The organism is Brevibacillus sp. TJ4, from assembly GCF_044627595.2.
Taxonomy (GTDB): Bacteria; Bacillota; Bacilli; order Brevibacillales; family Brevibacillaceae; genus Brevibacillus.
Genome location: NZ_CP185865.1, coordinates 323,442 through 344,833 on the forward strand (window position 1 = coordinate 323,442; position 21,392 = coordinate 344,833).

The following is a 21,392-nucleotide window of genomic DNA, read 5'->3' on the forward strand; positions in this document are numbered from 1 at the left end:
GATAAGGAGGACAAAGATGGATACGATATTGCAATATGCCTGGCTTATCCCTCTGTTTCCGCTTCTTGCTTTCATTGTGATCGTCTCGTTTGGTCGCCAGTTGAAAGAAGGAGCAGCCCTTGTCGGGATTCTCTTGACAGGTGTGGCGTTTGTGCTCGCGGCACTTGTCTTTTTCGAGAGATTCATGGGGGGAGCGACGGATTACAAGTATAGCCTGGATTGGCTTCTGGTTGGCGATTCGCTGATTACCATGGGCTATGAGGTGAACCAGCTCAATGCGATGATGCTGGTCATTGTGACTCTGGTCAGCTTGCTGGTGCAGATATACTCCAAGGGTTACATGCATGGAGACGAGCGTTTTCCGGTCTTTTATCAGTACCTGGCGCTGTTTACCTTTTCCATGCTCGGTCTGGTGCTGTCGCCAAACCTGCTGCAGTTGTACATCTTCTGGGAGCTGGTAGGAGTCTGCTCGTTTCTGTTGGTGGGCTACTACTATTTCAAAAAGGAAGCAAAAGCGGCAGCGAAAAAAGCGTTTATTGTCACGCGGATTGGCGATTTGGGCTTGTTTATTGCCATCTGTCTGCTGTTTTGGTGGACCGGAAGTTTCGAGTACGGACACATCTTTGACAGCGTAGCCTTTGGTCGACTGGAACCGTGGATGATTACCCTGGTAGCGATCCTGATTTTCGTCGGGGCAATCGGAAAGTCAGGTCAGTTTCCGCTCCATACATGGTTGCCGGATGCGATGGAGGGACCGACTCCCGTATCGGCACTGATTCACGCCGCGACGATGGTTGCAGCCGGTGTGTACCTGGTGGCGGCTACGTATCCGCTGTTTATCGCATCGGATACGGCGTTGACCGTGGTAGCGTACGTCGGTGGATTTACCGCAATCTTCGCCGCTTCTATCGGCCTCACGCAGCGAGACATCAAACGCGTGCTGGCATACTCGACGGTGAGCCAATTGGGCTACATGATGATGGCGCTGGGGGTAGCGGGCGCCGCCGGATATGTAGCAGGGTCTTTTCACCTGATGACGCACGCCTTTTTCAAAGCGCTGCTGTTTTTGGGAGCAGGCAGTGTCATTCACGCTGTACATACCCAGGATGTCTTTGAAATGGGTGGACTGTGGAAGAAAATGCCGGTTACAGCCCTGACCTTTTTGATCGGCTGTCTGGCGATCGCGGGAATCTTCCCATTCTCCGGATTCTGGTCAAAGGAAGCGATCCTCGCTGCCGTCTACGGCGCACATCGCTACGATCTGTTGCTGATCGCGTTGGTAGCTGCGTTTTTTACCGCATTTTACATGTTCCGGCTGTTCTTCCTGACGTTCACGGGAGAAGCGCGCGGCAAGCATATGGCACATGAGTCTCCTTCGGTGATGACCGGACCGCTGCTGGTTCTCGCTTTGCTGGCGATCGTATCCGGGTTTATCAACATTCCGAATGCGCCGGTCTTGTCCGATTGGCTGCTCGACTCCGCGACTGGCGCGGCGATCACGACAGTCTTCGGCGATGGTGTCGCGCATGCGGCGATCTGGCTCCAGGTGGTAGCTCTGGCTGTGTCCGTGCTGGGCATTATCCTGGCCTACCTGATGTACGGCAAGAAGTCCGTCTCGGCGGATACGATTCCCGAGACGCTGCCGTGGCTGTACCAGCTCTCCTACCGCAAGTACTACGTGGATGAGCTGTACCACTACGTGTTTGTTCGCCCGCTCGGCTGGCTGGGAACGATTTTGTTCGCATTTGACAAATACGTGGTCGATGGACTGGTGAATCTGACCGCGAAACTTACATCGGGGATCGGAGCGCTGCACTCGAAGGCACAAAACGGACAGATGCAATCGTACGGAGTCATGGTGCTGTTCGGGCTTCTGCTCGTGGTCGTCGCCATCAGCCTGATGGCACAAGGAGGTGGACTCTTTGGATTTGCTCAATAGTATCCTCTTGTCATCACTGGTATTTTCACCGCTTTTGGCGATCCTCGTGCTCGCTTTTATCCCCAAGCATCAGGTAGGAGCGATCAAGCAGGTTGGCGTGTTCGGGACGCTGCTCCCGCTCATTTTGGCGCTGGTGTTGTTCGGTCTTTTCCAATACGGAACGGCGAATCTCCAGTTCGTCGAAAAATACGACTGGATCTCCATACCGCTGGTCGCCTCGCAGGGCGAAACGCTTGCACTCACCATCAACTACGAGATGGGCGTAGATGGCATTTCGATGCCGCTGCTCGTTTTGACCGCGATCATCGGAACGCTGGCTGCGGTCGCGTCCTGGCAAGTGAAAAAGCGGCTGAAAGAGTATTTTATCCTGTTTCACATCCTGCTGATCGGGATGCTGGGCGTCTTCGCGGCAGACAATCTGTTTCTCTTTTTCATCTTTTTTGAACTGACACTCGTGCCGATGTTTTTCCTCATCGGCGTCTGGGGGTACGGAGAGCGGGAAAAAGCCGCCAACAAGTTTTTGCTCTACAACGGAATTGGCTCAGGGATCATGCTGCTCGCCTTTATCGTCATCTACCTGCTGACGCAGACGATGAGCATGCAAGAGCTGGCCAACAGCTCGCCTGCCTTGATGTCAGGACTGACGCCGGAGCTTCGCTTTGGATTGTTTTTGGCGCTGTTCATCGCCTTTGCGATCAAGCTGCCCGTCTTTCCGTTCCACACGTGGATGCTGAAAGTACACGTCCAGGCACCGCCTTCGATCGTGATGATCCACTCCGGGATCTTGCTGAAGATGGGGGCGTACGGGCTGTTGCGCATGGGAATTGGCTTCTTCCCTGAGGAAGCATACATGTTCTCCACGTGGCTGGCTGTTCTCGGGATCATCAATATTTTGTACGGGGCGGTACTCGCTTTTGTCCAGAAGGATTTGAAAATGGTCCTGGCTTACTCCAGTATCAGCCATATGGGCATCGTGCTGCTCGGATTAGCCGCGATGAACACGATCGGCTTCCAGGGAGCGATGTTCCAGATCGTCTCTCACGGATTTATCTCTGCCTTGCTGTTCTTCCTGATCGGCGTCATCTGGGATCGAACCAACACATCCATGATTGACGACCTCGGCGGGTTGGCGAAATCCATGCCATTTGTCAGCGGCATTTTCCTGGCAGGGGGGATGGCCTCGCTCGGACTGCCTGGCATGTCCGGCTTTATCAGCGAATTCCTCGCGTTCCTCGGCCTGTTTGGCAACATGCCGGTACTGGCTGCGATCGGGGCGCTGGGGATTGTGCTGACCGCCGTCTACCTGCTGCGGGCGATCTTGCGCACGACGTTTGGGCCGACGCCAGACCGGTTCGCCCATCTGGCCGATGCCCAGCCGATTGAAGTGATACCGATGGTGTTTTTGCTCGGCTTTATCATTTTGATCGGGGTATACCCTGCGATCCTGGGGAATCCGCTGCAGCAAACCTTGAAAACAATCGTACCCATCGTGACGGGAATAGGAGGGTAAATCCATGGAAGTGAAAGACATCTTCTCATACGACTGGAGCTACCTTCTGCCCGAATTTATCATCCTGGGCTTTGCCACGGTCTTGTCACTGATCGATCTGTTCGCTGGAAAACGAGTGGGGAGCAAGGGAATCGGCATCCTCTCCCTGGTCGGGATCGTGCTGGCTGCATGTTTTGTCTTCGTCAACATCAGTACACTGGAACAGCCGTACAGCTATATGGCTGACACGATACGAGTCGACAACTACGGAAATGCGTTCAAGCTGCTCTTTTTGGGAGGGACGGCATTTGCCATCCTGTTGTCCCTGTCGTATTTGGAGCATGGCGGGGTAGTCCATCGCGGCGAGTATTACTACCTGATGCTGACCGGACTGCTGGGAGCGATGGTGATGGCTTCCTCCGCAGACCTGATTACGATGTTTGTCGGTCTGGAGCTTTTGTCGCTGTCCTCGTACATTCTCGCCGGCATGCGGAAAAAGTCCCTAAAGTCCAACGAGTCGGCGTTCAAGTACGTCGTATCCGGAGGAATCGCTACGGCTGTCACACTGTTCGGGATGTCGTATCTGTACGGCTTGAGCGGGACGACGAATATTTATCTGCTCTCCGAGCGGCTGCAAGAAGCGAGCATGATGGGGTATCAGTTTATCGTCTACGTGGCGTTTGCGTTCCTGGCAGTAGGTCTCGCCTTTAAAATCTCGGCGGCGCCCAACCATATGTGGGTGCCGGATGTGTACCAGGGTGCGCCTACACCTGTTACCGCTTTTCTCGCCGTAGTCTCGAAAGCGGCCGGCTTTGCGCTTGTGTTCCGCTTGCTGTTGATCTCCTTTTTCTACGTACCAAGTGATGGCGGACGCTTTTTCTTCGCCGAAGGGGCGCTGTTCCTCGGACTGATGGCTGCGGCATCGATGATCATCGGAAACACGATGGCGCTCAAACAGTCCAATGTCAAACGGATGATGGCGTACTCCGGGATCGCCCAGGCCGGGTATCTGCTGGTGCCGTTTGTGCCGCCGACGACCCTGTTCTTCAGTGAGGTCATCTTCTATCTGTTCGGCTACTTGCTGGTCAGCTTTGGGGCGTTTGCCGTGATCATGGTCGTGGCCAAGGAACAACAGACGGAAGATTTGAGGGGCTTCTCGGGACTGTATCACCGCTCGCCGTGGATCGCGATTGCGATGACGATTTTCCTGCTTTCCTTGGCGGGAATTCCCGTCACCGTCGGCTTCTTCGGGAAGTTCTACCTGTTCATAGGCGCGCTGGCACAGGCGAACTACTGGCTGGCTGCCGTGATGATCGCAACCAGCGTGGTTTCGTATTACTACTACTTCGGGATTATCCGGCAAATGTACATGCGCCCGGGCGAAAGCGAAGCGCCTCTGGCCGTGCCAAAAGGTATCTGGCTGTTCATCATGGTGATGGCAGTGGCAACCGTATTTTTCGGCATCTTCCCGGGACTGTTGACCGAATACATACAGGCCAACTTCAACCCGTCGTTTGATTTTGGAAGCATGCTGCCGGGTAATTGACAGTAAGACTCGAATCTGCGCACAACTTCATGTACAATGAAAGGGATGGCTTCGTGCCGTCCTTTTTCATTAGAGGAGGTATGCAACGTGCCGCAAGATATTTACGGATTGCTCAGCATCGTGTTGTCGGTTTTCTTCATCGGCTTGAGCTGGTGGGCATTGCAGGCATTTCACTTCGAAAAGGTGCTGAAACGGCCGAACAGCGCACAAGCCAAACTGCTGCAAATCTTTCTGTCCATCGTAATGGGGTATGAATTGTCTCGCTTTTTCCTCGATTACCTGGGCTGGTCGCTCGTCTTCGGCAACCTCTTCTCCTAAACAGGCAAAGTTCGACACGATTTGCTGGTATATCTACCCATTTTCATGTCCACAATGAAAAGTACATAGAGGTACATGGAGTGGGGGAGAGAGCGATGAAACAGTGGTTAGGCTGGTTGGCGTCGACATTGCTGATCGTTGCCGGTATCGCCTTTTGGCTGCCTGTGCAAGCGAAGGAAGAGAATACTCCTGTAGCAGCCCTGTTGGTAGAGGCGCTGGAGGATACGGGAGCGACGGCACAAGAAGTACAGGTTAGGCTGCGGGCTTCTTCCGATCAGGCGAACAGTCCTGAGGAGTGGAAGCAGGTGGCGGAAGAATGGGCGACGAGACTGGAAATTCCCTTCTCGGCTGCAGACATCTCCGAAACGGGTCACGGCCTGTCCTATCGCGCGAATGCCGACCGATCCGGCGTACAGATCCGGTACGAGGTTACAGGCGTTTCCAGTAATGGGTTGTATCATACATATCTGGTATTGCTGCTGTCAGGAAGTCCAACATCGCTACCATATATTGAATCCATGCAAAAAGCGTATGTCACAGCTTTGCGAGATGCCAGCTTCAATGTGCAAATTGGCACTTGTATTCGTGGAATGGACAATGTTAAGATGAGTGTTGACCAACAGGAGGGTAGGATTTTGTCAATGTTTCGGACCCTCGAGGCCAAGGAACTGGAACGGCTGCAAGACGAAACTGTCGTCAGCATATCCGGTTACACCCATTTGTGGGAGGAATCCATTCCCCTGCATGGCCAAAAAATGAACCTACAGGTGGCGACTCACCGAAACAGTGATGCAGGGACGTCGATTACGATTGGTACACCGATCATCACAGTGGAATATTAGCACGCGGAGGGGTACACATTGGATAAAATGATTGTCCGTGGTGGTAAGGCATTGGCGGGAACCGTGAAAGTTTCCGGTGCCAAGAATGCCGTACTCCCTATTATTGCAGCATCCATCCTGGCAGAAGACGGGACATGCGTCATTTCAGATGTACCTGCTCTCGATGATGTCAGAACGATATGCGACCTTTTGAAATCAATGGGGATTTCCCTTACATATGAGCAAGAAGTGCTGACAGTAGACGCCTCGCAATTGTCGAGCGTAGAGGCTTCCTACGACCTGGTGCGTAAAATGCGGGCTTCTTTCCTGGTCATGGGACCGCTTCTTGCGAGAAAGGGACAAGCTCGCGTAGCGTTGCCGGGTGGCTGCGCGATCGGGACACGGCCGATCGATCAGCATCTCAAAGGCTTCGAAGCGATGGGAGCAAAAATTGAAATCGGTCAAGGTTTCATTGAAGCCAGCGTAGAAGGCCGACTGAAGGGTGCAAAAATTTACCTCGATATTGCCAGCGTGGGCGCTACGGAAAATATTATGATGGCGGCGACCTTGGCTGAAGGCACGACTGTCATCGAAAATGCTGCCGAAGAGCCGGAAATCGTCGATCTGGCCAACTTCCTCAACCGGATGGGGGCTAAAATCAGAGGCGCAGGGACAGGCTCCATTCGCATCGAAGGTGTGGAGAAGCTGTCGGGTTGCGTACATTGCGTGATTCCGGACCGGATCGAAGCGGGCACATTTATGGTGGCTGCGGCGATTACCGGCGGCGACGTATTTGTTGAAGGCGCGATTTGCGACCACCTCAAATCCGTGACGGCCAAGCTGCGCGAAATGGGCGTAGAGGTGGATGAGCAGGAAAACGGTATTCGCGTCAGACGGACCGGCAAGCTGAAAGCGGTAGACCTGAAGACCTTGCCATACCCTGGCTTTCCGACCGATATGCAGTCGCAGATGATGGCGTTGCTGCTGATCTCTGAGGGGACGAGCATCGTGACCGAGACTGTGTTTGAGAATCGCTTCATGCACGTAGAAGAGTTCTGCCGCATGAACGCCAACATCAAGATCGAAGGACGCAGCGCGATCGTCGAGGGCGGCAACAAGCTGATGGGCAGCAAAGTAACCGCTACCGACCTGAGGGCTGGAGCAGCGCTTGTACTGGCGGGCCTGGTTTCGGAGGGAGAGACGGAAGTCGGCGGGCTGCACCATATCGACCGCGGGTACGTCAATTTTGCCGAAAAGCTGCAGGCGCTCGGAGCAGACATCCATCGCATCGGTCCGGAAACGGCCCAGGAAGAGGATTCTGCACTGCGTCAAGACAAGGTGCAAATCAGCTTTTCACCCAATTTCGCCTAACGATACAAAAGCATGGTAGAAGACTCTCTGATTGCCAGAGGGTCTTTTCTTGTTATTCTCGCTTCCCTCTCACTCTCTCGTTCTACCGACTGGGGCTCGTACATAGACTGGAATAGTCCAGCATGACTACGGGGAGGGTTTGCCGCAATGAAACGTTATCTCGTCCTGTGGATTGTCGTATTACCGCTTTTGCTTGTGTTGATGCCTGCCGCTTTGGTCTCTCTCTTTTCTCCTGCTGTGGAAGTGGTAGAAGAGGGGGGAGAAGCAGTTCCAGCAGCCGCCACCTACGATCCTCCCGCTGCATCCGGACTGGAAGTAAAGGTCTACCGCACGGAAAAACAGGTGGTCGAAACGCTGCCGCTGGAACAGTACATTACCGGCGTGGTAGCGGCAGAGATGCCAGCCGAGTTTGAACTGGAGGCGCTGAAGGCACAGGCGATGGCGGCACGCACCTACATCGTCCGCAGACTGATGGAAGGAAAATGGGAGGACGTCCCGGACGGTGCCCATGTATCGGATACGGTGAAACATCAGGTGTACCTCGATGAAGCGCAGCGCAAGGCCAATTGGCAGAGCCAGTACGAGTGGAAAAACACCAGGATCGCGCAGGCAGTCCAGGCGACGGCGGGCATCGTGCTTACGTATGACGGCAAGCCGATCGATGCGACGTTTTTCTCTACGAGCAACGGCTTTACCGAAAACTCCCAAGAGTACTGGGAGCAGGCGATCCCTTATCTGAAAAGCGTGCCCAGCCCGTGGGACATCGAATCTCCACGCTATGAGGAGACGGTCGTGCTCTCGACTGCCGAACTGGAAAAAACCCTCGGTGTCCAGCTTGCGATGAATACATCCGGCGGGGCATGGTACCAGATTCAAACGCGGACGACCGGCAATCGGGTCGGCAAGGTTACGATTGGCGGGAAGGAATTCACGGGGCGGGAAGTGAGGGAAAAGCTCAACCTGAACTCCTCTTCCTTCTCCATGGAACTTCGAGGCGATCAGGTCTACATTACGACCAAAGGATACGGCCACGGCGTCGGCATGAGCCAGTGGGGAGCCAACGGCATGGCCAAGTCGGGGAAAAAGGCTGAGCAGATCGTGAAGTATTTTTACCAGGGGATTGACTTGCAGGAGGTAAGCCAGGTCATGAGTGTATAGGAAGCAGTGAATCGTACGATGCACGCAAATTTTTAATTTTCCCTTCTCTCTCAGGTTTATACGCCAAAATTCTGGCGATACTGAGGGATGAGGTGATGAAAAAAATGGAAGATCAAAAGAATCCAAAAGAACCGATTCCATTCAAAAAGACAAGCAGTTGGAAAAAAATGATGGGCAAAAAATGGGCGTTTCCAGCGATCTACATCGGAGCCGCAGCAATTATTCTCGCTTTTGTGATGTGGTATCAGGGCAACGTCATCAGCACCGTATCGGAGTTGAACAATCCCGATAACGTGGTAGCGACACCGGGAGACGGTGTGACGGTCTCTGAGAACCAGCCAGGCGATGAATCTGTACCTGTTGCGGGCAACACCCAGCCAATGACCTGGCCTGTAGGCGCGGATGTCCAGCATGAGCAGTCGATGGGCTTCTACGACGAACAAGCCCCGCAGGAAGAACAGCAAAATGCGCTGGTTCAATACAACCAGTCCTTCTTCCCGCACACCGGTATTGATTTGAAAGCCGCTGACGGCAACAGTTTTGACGTCGTGGCTGTCCTCGACGGAAAAGTGGCAAAGGTCGAGAATGACCCGCTCGTCGGCAGAGTCGTCGAGATCGAGCATGCAGACGGCGTCGTAAGCGTGTACCAGTCGCTGGAAAGCAGCACTGTGAAGCCGGGAGACGAAGTAACGCAGGGCCAGGTGATTGGCTCCGCGGGACGCAATGAATATGAAAAAGACGCTGGCGTCCACCTTCACTTTGAGGTGCTCGTCGACGGCAAGCCGGTCAACCCCGAGCAGTACCTGACCAAAAGCGAAGCTGAACACCAATAAGCCCTGAAATCGCGCCTGCAAAAGCGAAATCTTTTGCAGGCGTTTTTTTCATTTGTACAAACTGTGAAAAAAAGATGCGGCCGTGCTGGCTTGTCAGGCTTGGAAACGTAGAATATGTGTCCGCACCCACCCATATATTGTATCAGACAATGTAGATACAAGGAGGCGAGTGACGTGCACGACTACATCAAAGAGCGGACCATCAAAATCGGCAGATATATTGTGGAGACGCGAAATACGGTTCGTATGATCGCCAAGGAGTTCGGGGTTTCCAAAAGTACAGTGCACAAAGACCTGACAGAGCGGCTGCCTGAAATAAATCCGGAGTTGGCAAACCAAGTTAAGGAAATTTTGGAATACCACAAGGCTATCAGGCATTTGCGCGGCGGCGAAGCCACCAAAATCAAGTACAAACGACGCAGCAAGAAAGTCCGGATTGAGCAAGAGGAAAGTATTTAAGAAATAATTTCCTTGTCCTCTCACGTAGAAGAGCCTATGATATTAGGTAGAATGTTACTGGAAACAGGGAGGACCTTTCATGTTTGGCAAAGATATCGGGATCGACTTGGGCACGGCCAATGTCTTGGTGTTTGTAAAAGGCAAGGGGATTGTCCTAGACGAACCATCTGTCGTAGCAATTGACAATCAGACGAAAAAAGTATTGGCCGTAGGAAATGAAGCCCATCGCATGGTGGGCCGAACCCCAGGGAATATTGTGGCGATCCGACCTTTGCGAGAAGGTGTAATTGCCGACTTCGAAATTACAGAGGCCATGCTGAAGCACTTTTTGACGAAAATCGGTGGAAAAAGCATGTTCGCTCGCCCGCGCATCTTGATTTGCTGCCCGACCAACATCACCTCTGTCGAGCAAAAGGCGATCCGGGAAGCAGCCGAGCGCAGCGGCGGAGCGAGACAGGTGTACATTGAGGAAGAGCCAAAGGTGGCTGCAGTAGGTGCCGGAATGGATATTTTTCAGCCGTCCGGCAACATGGTTGTAGACATCGGAGGCGGTACGACTGATGTAGCGGTACTCTCCATGGGCGATATTGTCACGTCCTCATCGATCAAGGTAGCAGGCGATACGTTTGATTTAGCCATTATGCGATACATAAAAAACAAATATAAATTACTGATTGGAGAACGTACGGCTGAAGACATCAAGGTGCAGATTGGCACCGTATTCGGCGGACGCCAGGACGAAATGGACATTCGGGGACGAGATATGGTAAGCGGCTTGCCGCAAACGATTACCATCCAGTCCTTTGAAGTCCAAGAAGCCCTGGCTGAGTCGGTGAGTGCGATTGTACAAGCATCAAAATCTGTTTTAGAACGAACACCTCCGGAACTTTCTGCCGATATAATAGATAAGGGAGTATTCCTGACTGGCGGCGGAGCCTTGTTGCACGGTATCGACCAGGTGCTGGCAGACGAATTGAAAGTGCCGGTACTGGTTGCCGACGAGCCGATGATGTGCGTCGCCAAAGGAACAGGAATGATGCTGGACTACCTGGACAAGGTGCCGGCACAGCGGGAGAAGAAAATTTTCGGGAGGTAAGAGCTTGTGATCAGAGGCTTGTATACATCTGCATCAGGGATGTTTGCTTTGCAGCAGCGCCAGGAAGCGCTCGCCAACAATCTGGCCAATATCAACACGCCCGGTTTTAAACAGGATGTAGGCGTCATGCGGGCGTTTCCCGAACAGTTGATCTCGCGAATCCGCGATCAGGAGGGACCGAGTGTTCAGGGAATGCCGATGATGGGTGGACAAGCTGCCATGATCGGCCGTCTCAATACGGGAGTATACATGTCCGAGGCGATTACGATGTTCCAGCAGGGAGACATCGCCGAGACGCGCAACCCGTACGATGTCGCGCTGATGGACAACCTTCAGCCGGATGACGAAGGAAACGAGCGCCGCCTGTTCTTCAGTGTGGCCCGGATTCCTGAGGATCAGTTGGATGAGCCAGCACCCGAGGACCAGATCCGCTATACGCGAAACGGAAACTGGAACGTCGATGCTGACGGCTATCTGGTGACCGCCGACGGTTACTACGTGCTGGACAATGAGAACCAGGCGATTCGCGTCAATAACCCGGATACGGTAAACGTCGGGGAACGCATGCAAATCAACGAACTTGGCGAGCTGGTGTACGAGAATGAAGACGGCGATCTTGTCGCGATGGACAACCAACGCCTGGGACTTGCGGTAATCACCAATCCGTCGCAGTTGGTCCGTGAAGGTCTCGGCATCTACCGCTGGGAAGGCGAAGGCGAGCCTGTACCGATCGATGTAGCGGAGGCGGAAGACCTGGCTGCCTGGGGAGCGGGCGAGTACGATGACCCACGAATCTCCGGTCGATACGGCACCAAGCAAGGATGGATTGAGCGAGCCAACGTGGATTCTGCCCAGACGATGACCGATATGATGAGCGTGCTCCGCGCCTATGAAGCGAACCAGCGCGTACTGACGACGATTGACGGTACACTGGAAAAGGCTGCCAATGAAATCGGGCGCGTAAACGGGTAAAATAAGGAGGAGCGGCGAAGATGCAATCACTGAATATCTCATCTTCTGCACTGCGCGGGATACAGCTTGGGCTGGATAACACAGCAAACAATCTGGCGAATGTAGAAACGGTCGGTTACAAACGCCGGGCAGCTTCCTTTTCCGAACTGCTCGCCGATTCGTTCAACAAGCAACCGGATACGGACACCCAAAACCGTACGACCCCGGCTGGCTTGCGCTTGGGTAACGGCGCTGCACTGAACATGACCAAGCTGGACATGTCGCCGGGCAACATGAAGCAAACCGACGAGCCGACCGATTTGATGATCGAGGGAGAAGGTTTCTTCCTGGTTAGCAGAGTGATTACAGATGCGACTGGCGCACAAGTCGGAGAGGAGTTTCGGTTTACACGGGATGGGGCGTTTCATTTGCAGGAAAGCGAATACCACGGTGCGTTTGTCCTTGTGAATTCGTCAGGCTATGTACTGACCAATGAAATTGGCGCACCTATTTTAATCCCGGAAGATGAAGTCAACGAGCTCACTATTTCCAATGATGGGTTTGTGACAGCGAACGGCAACGATACCTTTGAACGCGTCGGTATCTGGAAGGTGGACAACCCGGATCAACTGCAGCAGGTCGGAAACAACCTGTACGATCCGGCTCTCGGTGCACAAAACCCGGCTGATGTCTATGCTGCATGGGAGGATGGCATGGCTACAGCCATTCGCCAGGGCGCGCTGGAAACATCCAACGTGAACATGCAGGAGGAAATATCCCAGTTGATCAATATCCAGCGTGCTTATCAGTTGAACTCGCGAGCGATTATGATCGCCGATCAGATGATGGGTATCGCCACTTCGATCCGTAGCTGAACCATTACCACGTGATGACGGAGGGCAGCAATGAATCAAGAAAAGGGACAACATTTTCCGCAAAAGACCCAGCAAGGGAAACAATCGGAGCGCGTCAGAAGCGGCAAAAGATGGCCTTTTGTCTTGGCAAAAGTCATGCTGGTCCCGATTCTGGTCTTTTTCTCGCTCGTAGCAGGTCTGATGATCGGGTATGGAGTCGTAGGTGACAAGCCGATGTCAGAAGTGTTTGACCTCGCTACATACAAACATATGTACGATTTGCTGTTTGCGGAATAGAGGAATAAAACATGTCAGGAAAGCGCCCGGACCCCACGGTTTGGGCTGCTTGCTTTTTGGCGGGACTTGTTGTTTCGATTGTCCCCAGAGTATAATAGATCGAGCGACTGAAAAGGGAAGTGCAGCTTACGATTACGGAGGGATTATCCGTGAATCTTCCTAATATGCTTACGGTCTTTCGCATGTTTCTTATCCCTTTGTACCTGGTGGTTTTCTTTTCCGAATGGCCCTACCATCTGGAGATTTCTCTGGCGATCTTGCTGCTGGCAGGATTGACCGATATCGCGGATGGATATATCGCGCGAAAATACAAAATGGTGACGAGCTTTGGAGTTATGATGGACCCTTTGGCAGATAAACTGATGATGCTGTCTGTTATCGCTTCATTTTTTATTACCGGGCGGATCAGCCTGTGGGCTACCCTGTTTTTTTTCGCACGCGATGTCGCGATGATTGCGACAGGAGCAGTGTATCACTTTCGCGGCAAGAAAACGGTTCCTGCCAACGCCTACGGCAAGCTGACTACGGTCATGCTGTACCTTGTCACTCCGCTCGTGATGTACAGGTATCCGTACGGGGAGGCGATCTTGTGGTCTGTAATTGCGTTCTCGTTCCTTGCGAGCGCGATATATCTGGCCAAATTTCGTCTGCTCAACAAAAATGCGTCGTGACGTAAGCGGGAAAAAGAGCACTTCCGGGAAGGGAAGGAAGTGCTCCTTTTATTTTAACCCCGGCCTCCTCGCCTGGCGGGAGCGGGTGGTTGTCTTATTTTCCGTTCGCAGCATGCGGTTCATGCGTGGACAAGTCTAGTGAAGCTATGGAAAAGGAGCGATATTCATGGAAATCAAGGCACCTTTGGACAGTGTACAAATTCAAGCAATCATTCCTCATCGGTACCCGTTTTTGCTGGTGGACAAGATCGTCGAGCTCGAAATGGGAAAGCGCGCCGTCGGTCTGAAAAATGTGACGGTCAATGAGCCGTTTTTTCAGGGGCATTTTCCCGGTTATCCGGTCATGCCGGGCGTACTGATCGTAGAAGCACTGGCACAGGTTGGCGCTGTTGCGATTTTGAGCATGGAAGAGCACCAGGGCAAGCTGGGGATGTTCGCGGGAATTGACGGTTTCCGCTTTAAGGAGCAAGTGAAGCCGTGTGATACGCTCACGCTGGAAGTCGAGCTGACCCGTGTGCGGGGAACGATCGGCAAAGGCCATGGTCGTGCGCTCGTCGACGGCAAGGTGGCTGCCGAAGGAGATTTGATGTTTGCCATCGTGGCCCCAGACCAGGCGTAAACGAGCGTTCTTGAACGCGTTTCTCTTTTCGGGTAGAATGTCTGGAGGGAACTTTTTTAGGCGTATAGCGTCTTCATATTGTAGGTGAAACTATTGACCAAACAGGTTGCACATATACTGGGTGTACCTTTTACAACGCATAATTTTGATGAGACCGTGGCCGATCTCACAGGACGGGTCGAGCGCGGCGTGCGGACGCATGTCGTCACGGCCAATCCGGAAATAGTGATGATCGCCAGAGAGAATACGTCATTTCGTACTGTACTGGATCAGGCCTACGTAGTGCCTGACGGGATCGGGATCGTCTACGCAGCGAAGTGGACGAACCAGCCGATCACCGAGCGCGTGACTGGTGTCGAGCTGCTGGAAGCGTTGATGGCCGAAGCAGATCGTCATGGATGGAACGTCTTTTTGCTGGGTGCAGCACCGGATGTGGTGCAGCTCGCGGCAGAAAAGCTGGGCAACCGATACCCGGGAGCCAGAATTGTCGGCTACCGTGACGGTTATTTTCGCCCGGAGGACGAGAAGCAAATCGTGCAGGAAATCGCAGAGCGCCAGACGCAGCTTTTGTTCGTGGCGATGGGCGCGCCCAAGCAGGATGAATGGATTGCCCGATACCGCGACCAGCTGGGGGCCACCCTGATGATGGGTGTGGGAGGCAGCTTCGATGTCGTCTCGGGGAAAGTAAAGCGAGCGCCGCTCATATGGCAGAAACTGCATCTGGAATGGCTCCACCGGCTGCTGACCATGCCTTCGCGCTGGAAACGCCAGCTTGCGATTCCGCGCTTTGTCTGGACTGTCTTGTCAGAAAAATGGAAATCACGCTCCTAGAGCACCCGTAGAGAGGAGTCATCCGATGTCTACGTTTATCTTCGGATTTTTGACGTCGTTGATCGTAGCATTTCTCGCAACACCGTACGTAAAAAAATTGGCGATCAAAGTGGGGGCTGTAGACGCTCCCGATCAACGAAAGGTACATACGAGGATCATGCCCCGGCTGGGTGGTCTGGCGATTTACCTGGGCTATCTGGTCGCCTTCTTCCTGTTTGTGCCGTTTGCCGATAAGCCGGAGACTCTGGGCATCTTTATCGGCAGCAGCATCGTGATGATCGTCGGCATGCTGGACGACAAATACCAGCTTTCGCCCAAGTGGAAGCTGCTTGGCCAACTGGTGGCAGCGCTTATTGTCGTCATCCCGTTCGGACTGAAAATCGGCGTAGTCAATCTGCCGTATGAAGGAAGCATCGACTTCGGAAGCGGCTGGCTGCTGTGGCTGGCCGTTCCGATCACCATCTTCTGGATCGTCGGCGTGACCAACGCAGTAAACCTGATCGATGGTCTCGATGGCTTGTCGGCAGGGGTATCCGCGATCGCTACAGCAACGATGGCGGTCATGGCCATCCTGATGGGAGATTACAACGTCGCCCTGTACTGCTTTGTTCTGTTGGGCGCCATTATCGGTTTTCTGTACTTCAACTTCCATCCTGCTCGCCTGTTCATGGGGGATACCGGCTCGCTGTTTCTCGGGTTTAACCTGGCAGCGCTCTCGATCATGGGCTTTAAAGAAGCACTTTTCGTTTCCTTTATCATACCGATCGTGGTATTGGGAGTGCCGCTCTGGGATACCTTCTTTGCCATCGTGCGCCGCATCATCAACAAAAAGCCGATTTCCAGCCCGGACAAAGGTCATTTGCACCACTGCCTGCTGAACATGGGATTGTCGCACCGGACGACCGTATTGGTCATCTACAGCATCAGCATCTTCTTCGGGAGCATGGCGATTCTCTTGACCAAGACGACGAAGTGGACCACATTGACCGTAATGGTCTGCCTGCTGATCGCGATTCATCTGGGCACAGAAATCGTCGGACTGGTTAGCCGCCGTCATCGTCCGCTGATCAATATTTACCGCCGGCTGAAGCTCAAAGCAAGTGAAAGAAGAAGTCACTAAATTGTCAAAGATGAGTCCCTGCTTAGTTGCAGGGGCTTTTTTTGCTATCTTTTCACAGTTTGCCCCTTAACTTGGATGAGGTATTGTCCGATAATATTAGAGAGAAAGAATGTGTTCTGTCGCAAGTACAAACAGGACAGTGGGATGAAAATTTGTAAGGAGAGGTGAAACAATGCAAACAACATTGCATGCAGTTCGTCGCTGGTTCATCATGTGCCTGGCGATGATGGTATTGGTAGCAGGATTTGCGCCGGCTGCTCCTGTGGCGGCTGCAAATGACAACAACCCGATTACACTGACCGGCTTCCGCAATGATACGACCCCTGTTACTCCGGTTGTATACGGCAGCCCGACCATCACGCTTACGGGTACATACGGTGCCAGCGTGTCGGGGGCTGATTTGCGCCTGAAATTGACGACGAATAACGGACAAACGGTAGAGGATCTGGCTAGTACATCTCCATCGATTAGCGGTCCGACCTTTACGTTTTATGACGTTTCCTTGAGACCGGGTCTGAACAAGATCACGTTTTACGAAAGAGTTGGGAGTGTCACCAAGGAGTACTACCACTTCTACGTGCAATACAATGACACGCCACTGGTTACCGATCTGAAGGTCAACGACATCGAATTGAATGACCCGAACATTACGAATACGCCGACCTACATCGCCGTTTCTTCGGAAAACCGGCTGAACCTGAACATGGCGGGACAAGCCATGAACGCAGACACAGTCGAGGTTACGAATTTGCGGACAGGTGAAGTAATCAAGACATCGGTTGGCCGCAACGGCTCGTTCGCGTTGAACCTGCCGACGCTTTTGGGAGAAAACATTCTCCATATTCGCGTCTTTAACCAGAATAAAGAAGTAGGGATTTTTGAACGGAAACTCGTGGTCACGACCACTTCTTCCGGGACATCTGACCAGTTCTTCCAGGTAAAACTGGCAGGTACTGATCTGGTGCCAAACACCCAGACGATGATCAAAGGGGCGATTCCTTCCGGCAACCAGCAACTGACCGGACGGGCCCTGCTGCAATATGCAGACATTCCGAACCAGCAGGTTTTTGACAAATTCAGAATGCGCGTCACGGGTGACGGATACGATCAGGAATTCGATCTCACCCAGAACAACGCCGTATTGAGCAATCCGTCGCAGGTCGGCTTTGCCCAGGTCGGCAATCCGCAGAATGGATTTACCGAATACTACATTTCGGCCAACATCCCGACCGGCTTGCAGGACGGCAACGTATACAAAGTGACGTTGAGCTACCAGTACCTTGTCAAGACGACCCTGGACGATCCGGCTTTGCCGCCTTCAACTGAAAATGGTTTCATCCGGATCAACAACTACGAGTATGAGTTCCGCTATGTGGACAGCTCCAAGCCGATTATCGAAAAAGTGACGAATACGACCAGTGGACAAACACTGTCCCCGACAGGCAGCAACGTCATCGTGACTTCTCCGGTAGTGCTGGAGCTTGAAACGACGAACATTCCGAACGCGACCGGATTTACTGTCACGTACAAAGGTGCAACCTTGACGAACAACCAGGAGTACAGGCTGGAAGCAAACGGTGCAAACAAGTACCTGCTGACCCTGCTGGATACTCCTCCGGGCTCGGGACGACTGGAAATTCAGTACAACGGTGGTGCGGCAGGCAGCACAACTGCTGAATACATTCTCGACATTCGCGTCACCCCGTTTGTTCAATTGACGTATGAAAAGTCCAACAATGTCTACAGCTTTGAAGATGGCTACCAGATCAAGGGCGAAGGCGACATCGTTGCCCTGGATGGTAAGGTGTACAACTACGTGCTGCGGACAAACAACATTTCTGCAACGCTGAACGGAAGCGATATCACGATTTCAAACATCAACGCTGCAAACGGGACGTTCCGCATTAACAGAGATCAGTTTTTGACCGATCCGCCGATCTTGAAAAAGGGCAACAACGTCCTCAAAATTACACTGCGTGACAGCACGAACAGCAACAACAACACGACGTTCACGTACAATATTTCCTACGACACGACAAAAGCGCCCAGCGTCGAAAATGTTAAGCTGGAAGTGCTGTCTAACGGAAAGACTGAAGAATTGACCAAAAAAGCAAACGAAGATGCCTACAGTACCGGCGCCAACTTCCTGCGTACGATCAGCTTCACAGTGAAAGACGCGACGCGTGTCTACATCGAGAAAAACGGGAAGCGCATCAGCGACTATGAGTACGACGGCAGCGAGTGGGATCATATGACGAATCACATCGATTACGTCAATGCCCGCAATGAAGCTTTAAGCGGTCAAAATAGCCGGGGCAACCTGGAGCCGTTCTTTGACGATAACAACATCGAGCCTTCTGCTAGAACGGCATTCGAAGGAAAAATGACGGCCAATCAGTACGGTGACCTGGTCGAAGCAGTGCAAAGTGTCGTATCCAACGCTGCCGATCAGGAGCAAAAGCTCGCGTTGTTCCCGCTGACCCTGCGCAAGGGCGGCACGACGACGTACACGATCGTGGCAGAGGATGAAAACGGAACCGTTCTTCGTTACGACATCCGGATCAACCAGTCGTACTCCAGTTGGGAAGTTCTTTCCCCGGTAAAAGCAAAAGAATCCGATGACTACATCATCGTAAACAGCAATAGCGCGGTCATCAAAATTTTTGCTGAGAATGCAGACAAGGTACTGTTTGGGAAAAACGAAGCGAGAGTGACCAACACGACCAACCCGGATTTCTACTATGACGACGACCGCGGCAAGACATTGCCGGAAACGTATTACGTGTTTACGTCGACCGTATCGTTGAAAAAAGGTCTGAACACCATCAAGTTCTCCGTACAGGTGGGAGACCAGACGTACAATGACGAAATCAAGATTTACAATGCAAACTCTTCTGTCGGTGGTGCGGAATTCCGCGATGTTCTCGGCAAGAAAGTATCCTTCACCGTCTTCGACAAACAGCTTACGTTGAAGTTCCCGGCTGGTACGGTTCTGCTTTCGCCGGATGACGGCCGCATCGGTCAAGAGGTAAAAAATCCGACAGGCGATATTTTTGTAGACGTACCGCTTTACTTCGGGATTGCCGACCGCACCACAGGTCGGGTGAGCATCGATGACGACCGTTTGGAAAGCCGTCTGGAGCTCGATTCCAGCTTTAACTACGCAAGCCCGCTGTTCTACATCGACGCAGGTGACGTCGACGCACCGGGTGGACGCGATCCGTACCTGGATGAAGGCGACGCGCGCGACTTCAGAAGCCGCTATGAAGACAACCTGGTTCCGAGCCGTCGGGGTACCCTGACGCTGCAGTACGATCCTTCGATTGTCAATGCAGCCAATACAATGCTCACCGTTTTCTATCACAATGGTAACGAGTGGAGAAACGTGGGCGGTGTGGTCAACACAGGTTCCAAGACAATTCAGGTGCCATTCCATGGATTTGGATTCTACATGGTAATGAAAACGCGCGAAACGTATGATGACGTGATTACTCACCCGTTTGCCCGTGACGCGATGGAGACACTCTTTGCAAAAGGCGTCATGCCTCCGTACAGTGGCAGCAGTTTCGGTGCCAATCGCGACATGACCCGTGGAGAGTTCGCGACGATGCTCGTGAAGGCGATGGAGTTGCCGATCAATGCAGGTCCATACCGCGACAGCAATGAGCGCGATCCGCAGGAGCCGACCTTCACCGATGTGCGCCCAAGCCGCGACACATGGGATTACGAGTACAAGTACATCGAGACGGCAGCGCGTGCCGGTATTATTCGCGGCAAGCAGCCAGGCTACTTCCGTCCGGATGATCCGCTGACTCGCGAAGAAGCAGCGATTATGATGGCGCGTGCACTGAACATGAAGGTGGGTACGCTGGAAGCATCCGAATCCGCGTTGGCCAAGTCGTTCACCGATGCGAAGGATGTCAGCTATTACGCAGCTCCTTCTGTACTGGCTGTTACCAAGGCAAACCTGATGTTCGGTGAGCCGAACGATCCAAACGAGAAGAAGCCTACCTACAGCTTCAAGCCGCGCAACAACCTGACGCGTGCCGAGATGGCAGTGATCACAGTCCGCATCATGGTGCAACTGAAAAAACTGCCGAAGCAATAAGTGACTTGAGAAACAAAACCTTCCTTATATAAAGAAAAAAGCTGAAGCGGCCTGTAGCGCCCTTCAGCTTTTTCTTTTTGGGTTATCGCTATATCGCTCCCGGACCTCCTATATAATGAAGGAATACGTTGGGAACGATCGTTAGTCTTCATTTCCGACTGCATCAACGGGCAGTTCTACATACTCTTTTTCACCCAAAACAATGTCGGCTTGTCCGTTCGTCAGGTCGATCATCCGCGCGACGAAATCATCCTGGCTGCCATCCGGAATCAGTACATGCGCTGTTACCTTGTCCGTGAAGTCGGTTCCGACCACCCGGTGCTCCCCGATGCGAAGTTCATTTTCCAATTTGCCCCACCACGGGTACTCCACCTGGACAGAGATTTTTTGATGCAGCGTGTGCACGACGATGCCAGCGGCCTGCAGTGCGGTCACTGTACCAGCCGTATAGGCGCGGACGAGCCCGCCTGCCCCCAACTTGATCCCGCCGAAGTAACGGGTGACGACGACGACGGTATCTTTTACCCCGTTTTTCTTGATGCACTCCAGGATCGGTTTGCCGGCAGTCCCGCTTGGCTCCCCGTCGTCGCTGGATCGCTGGATTTGATCGTTTTCACCGATCACAAAAGCTGAGCAGTTGTGCGTCGCGTCCCAGTGCTTCTTCTTGATCATGGCAATAAAGGCGCTCGCTTCCTCTTCTGTCGTCACGCGCTGGGCGTACCCGATAAAGCGGGAGCGTTCGATTACGATCTCGTCCTCGCCATACCCGGCAATTGTCTTGTACTGTTGCAGCATTTCATTCACCTCAAGAAAAGAATAGCAGACTCGCACGAACTTCGCGAATTCTGAAACGTAGCTGACACACGAACGTATTATCATCGGGGGAGTGCAGAAATCGATCAGAGTGATCC

General features: G+C 52.9%; 19 protein-coding genes. 18 read left to right on the forward strand and 1 reads right to left on the reverse strand.

Annotated features, from left to right (window positions below; translation table 11 throughout):
* The first annotated feature begins 16 nt into the window (after positions 1 to 16).
* The 18 genes from nuoL to ACAF76_RS01545 all read left to right on the forward strand — a co-directional run bounded on the left by nuoL (position 17) and on the right by ACAF76_RS01545 (position 20,481).
* Positions 17 to 1,939, forward strand: a complete 1,923-nt coding sequence (gene nuoL / locus ACAF76_RS01460) for an NADH-quinone oxidoreductase subunit L (RefSeq protein ID WP_400162272.1) — start codon at positions 17 to 19, stop codon at positions 1,937 to 1,939.
* Positions 1,929 to 3,449, forward strand: coding sequence for a NuoM family protein (locus tag ACAF76_RS01465; RefSeq protein ID WP_400162647.1), 1,521 nt, complete (start codon positions 1,929 to 1,931; stop codon positions 3,447 to 3,449). Before nuoL ends, ACAF76_RS01465 begins: the two co-directional genes overlap by 11 nt.
* 4 nt (positions 3,450 to 3,453) lie before the next feature.
* Entirely contained in the window at positions 3,454 to 4,974 is a 1,521-nt protein-coding gene (nuoN, locus tag ACAF76_RS01470) for an NADH-quinone oxidoreductase subunit NuoN (RefSeq protein ID WP_400162273.1), read from the forward strand.
* A gap of 87 nt (positions 4,975 to 5,061) precedes the next feature.
* Entirely contained in the window at positions 5,062 to 5,292 is a 231-nt protein-coding gene (locus ACAF76_RS01475; RefSeq protein ID WP_400162274.1) for a DUF1146 family protein, read from the forward strand.
* 95 nt (positions 5,293 to 5,387) lie between these two features.
* Positions 5,388 to 6,134, forward strand: a complete 747-nt coding sequence (locus ACAF76_RS01480; protein WP_400162275.1) for a YwmB family TATA-box binding protein — start codon at positions 5,388 to 5,390, stop codon at positions 6,132 to 6,134.
* 18 nt (positions 6,135 to 6,152) lie between these two features.
* Complete coding sequence (gene murA, locus ACAF76_RS01485; RefSeq protein ID WP_400162276.1) at positions 6,153 to 7,484, forward strand: UDP-N-acetylglucosamine 1-carboxyvinyltransferase; 1,332 nt, start codon at positions 6,153 to 6,155, stop codon at positions 7,482 to 7,484.
* 147 nt (positions 7,485 to 7,631) lie between these two features.
* Positions 7,632 to 8,642 (forward strand): stage II sporulation protein D, encoded by a 1,011-nt coding sequence (gene spoIID, locus ACAF76_RS01490; protein WP_400162277.1) that lies wholly within the window; start codon positions 7,632 to 7,634, stop codon positions 8,640 to 8,642.
* A 104-nt stretch (positions 8,643 to 8,746) separates the two neighbouring features.
* On the forward strand, positions 8,747 to 9,475 hold the full coding sequence (locus ACAF76_RS01495; RefSeq protein ID WP_400162278.1) for a peptidoglycan DD-metalloendopeptidase family protein: 729 nt from the start codon (positions 8,747 to 8,749) through the stop codon (positions 9,473 to 9,475).
* A 174-nt stretch (positions 9,476 to 9,649) separates the two neighbouring features.
* Entirely contained in the window at positions 9,650 to 9,934 is a 285-nt protein-coding gene (spoIIID, locus tag ACAF76_RS01500; RefSeq protein ID WP_400162279.1) for a sporulation transcriptional regulator SpoIIID, read from the forward strand.
* Between the two features lie 79 nt (positions 9,935 to 10,013).
* The gene (locus ACAF76_RS01505) at positions 10,014 to 11,030 is read left to right on the forward strand and encodes a rod shape-determining protein (protein ID WP_400162280.1); all 1,017 of its coding nucleotides are present in this window, start codon (positions 10,014 to 10,016) and stop codon (positions 11,028 to 11,030) included.
* 6 nt (positions 11,031 to 11,036) lie between these two features.
* Positions 11,037 to 12,002 carry a flagellar hook-basal body protein gene (locus ACAF76_RS01510; RefSeq protein ID WP_400162281.1) on the forward strand — a complete coding sequence of 322 codons (966 nt, stop codon included), beginning with the start codon at positions 11,037 to 11,039 and terminating at the stop codon, positions 12,000 to 12,002.
* Positions 12,003 to 12,022: 20 nt separating this feature from the next.
* Positions 12,023 to 12,856 (forward strand): flagellar hook-basal body protein, encoded by an 834-nt coding sequence (locus ACAF76_RS01515; RefSeq protein WP_400162282.1) that lies wholly within the window; start codon positions 12,023 to 12,025, stop codon positions 12,854 to 12,856.
* A 30-nt stretch (positions 12,857 to 12,886) separates the two neighbouring features.
* Entirely contained in the window at positions 12,887 to 13,132 is a 246-nt protein-coding gene (locus tag ACAF76_RS01520; protein ID WP_400162283.1) for a DNA-directed RNA polymerase subunit beta, read from the forward strand.
* Positions 13,133 to 13,281: 149 nt separating this feature from the next.
* Positions 13,282 to 13,803 (forward strand): CDP-alcohol phosphatidyltransferase family protein, encoded by a 522-nt coding sequence (locus ACAF76_RS01525; RefSeq protein WP_400162284.1) that lies wholly within the window; start codon positions 13,282 to 13,284, stop codon positions 13,801 to 13,803.
* Between the two features lie 166 nt (positions 13,804 to 13,969).
* Positions 13,970 to 14,422 carry a 3-hydroxyacyl-ACP dehydratase FabZ gene (fabZ, locus tag ACAF76_RS01530; RefSeq protein WP_400162285.1) on the forward strand — a complete coding sequence of 151 codons (453 nt, stop codon included), beginning with the start codon at positions 13,970 to 13,972 and terminating at the stop codon, positions 14,420 to 14,422.
* A 93-nt stretch (positions 14,423 to 14,515) separates the two neighbouring features.
* On the forward strand, positions 14,516 to 15,253 hold the full coding sequence (locus ACAF76_RS01535; RefSeq protein WP_400162286.1) for a WecB/TagA/CpsF family glycosyltransferase: 738 nt from the start codon (positions 14,516 to 14,518) through the stop codon (positions 15,251 to 15,253).
* A 25-nt stretch (positions 15,254 to 15,278) separates the two neighbouring features.
* On the forward strand, positions 15,279 to 16,373 hold the full coding sequence (locus ACAF76_RS01540; RefSeq protein WP_400162287.1) for a glycosyltransferase family 4 protein: 1,095 nt from the start codon (positions 15,279 to 15,281) through the stop codon (positions 16,371 to 16,373).
* A gap of 172 nt (positions 16,374 to 16,545) precedes the next feature.
* Positions 16,546 to 20,481 (forward strand): S-layer homology domain-containing protein, encoded by a 3,936-nt coding sequence (locus ACAF76_RS01545; RefSeq protein ID WP_400162288.1) that lies wholly within the window; start codon positions 16,546 to 16,548, stop codon positions 20,479 to 20,481.
* Positions 20,482 to 20,622: 141 nt separating this feature from the next.
* Here the strand turns inward: ACAF76_RS01545 and ACAF76_RS01550 are convergent, their stop codons facing one another.
* Positions 20,623 to 21,276 (reverse strand): YigZ family protein, encoded by a 654-nt coding sequence (locus ACAF76_RS01550; protein WP_400162289.1) that lies wholly within the window; start codon positions 21,274 to 21,276, stop codon positions 20,623 to 20,625.
* Positions 21,277 to 21,392 lie beyond the last annotated feature (116 nt).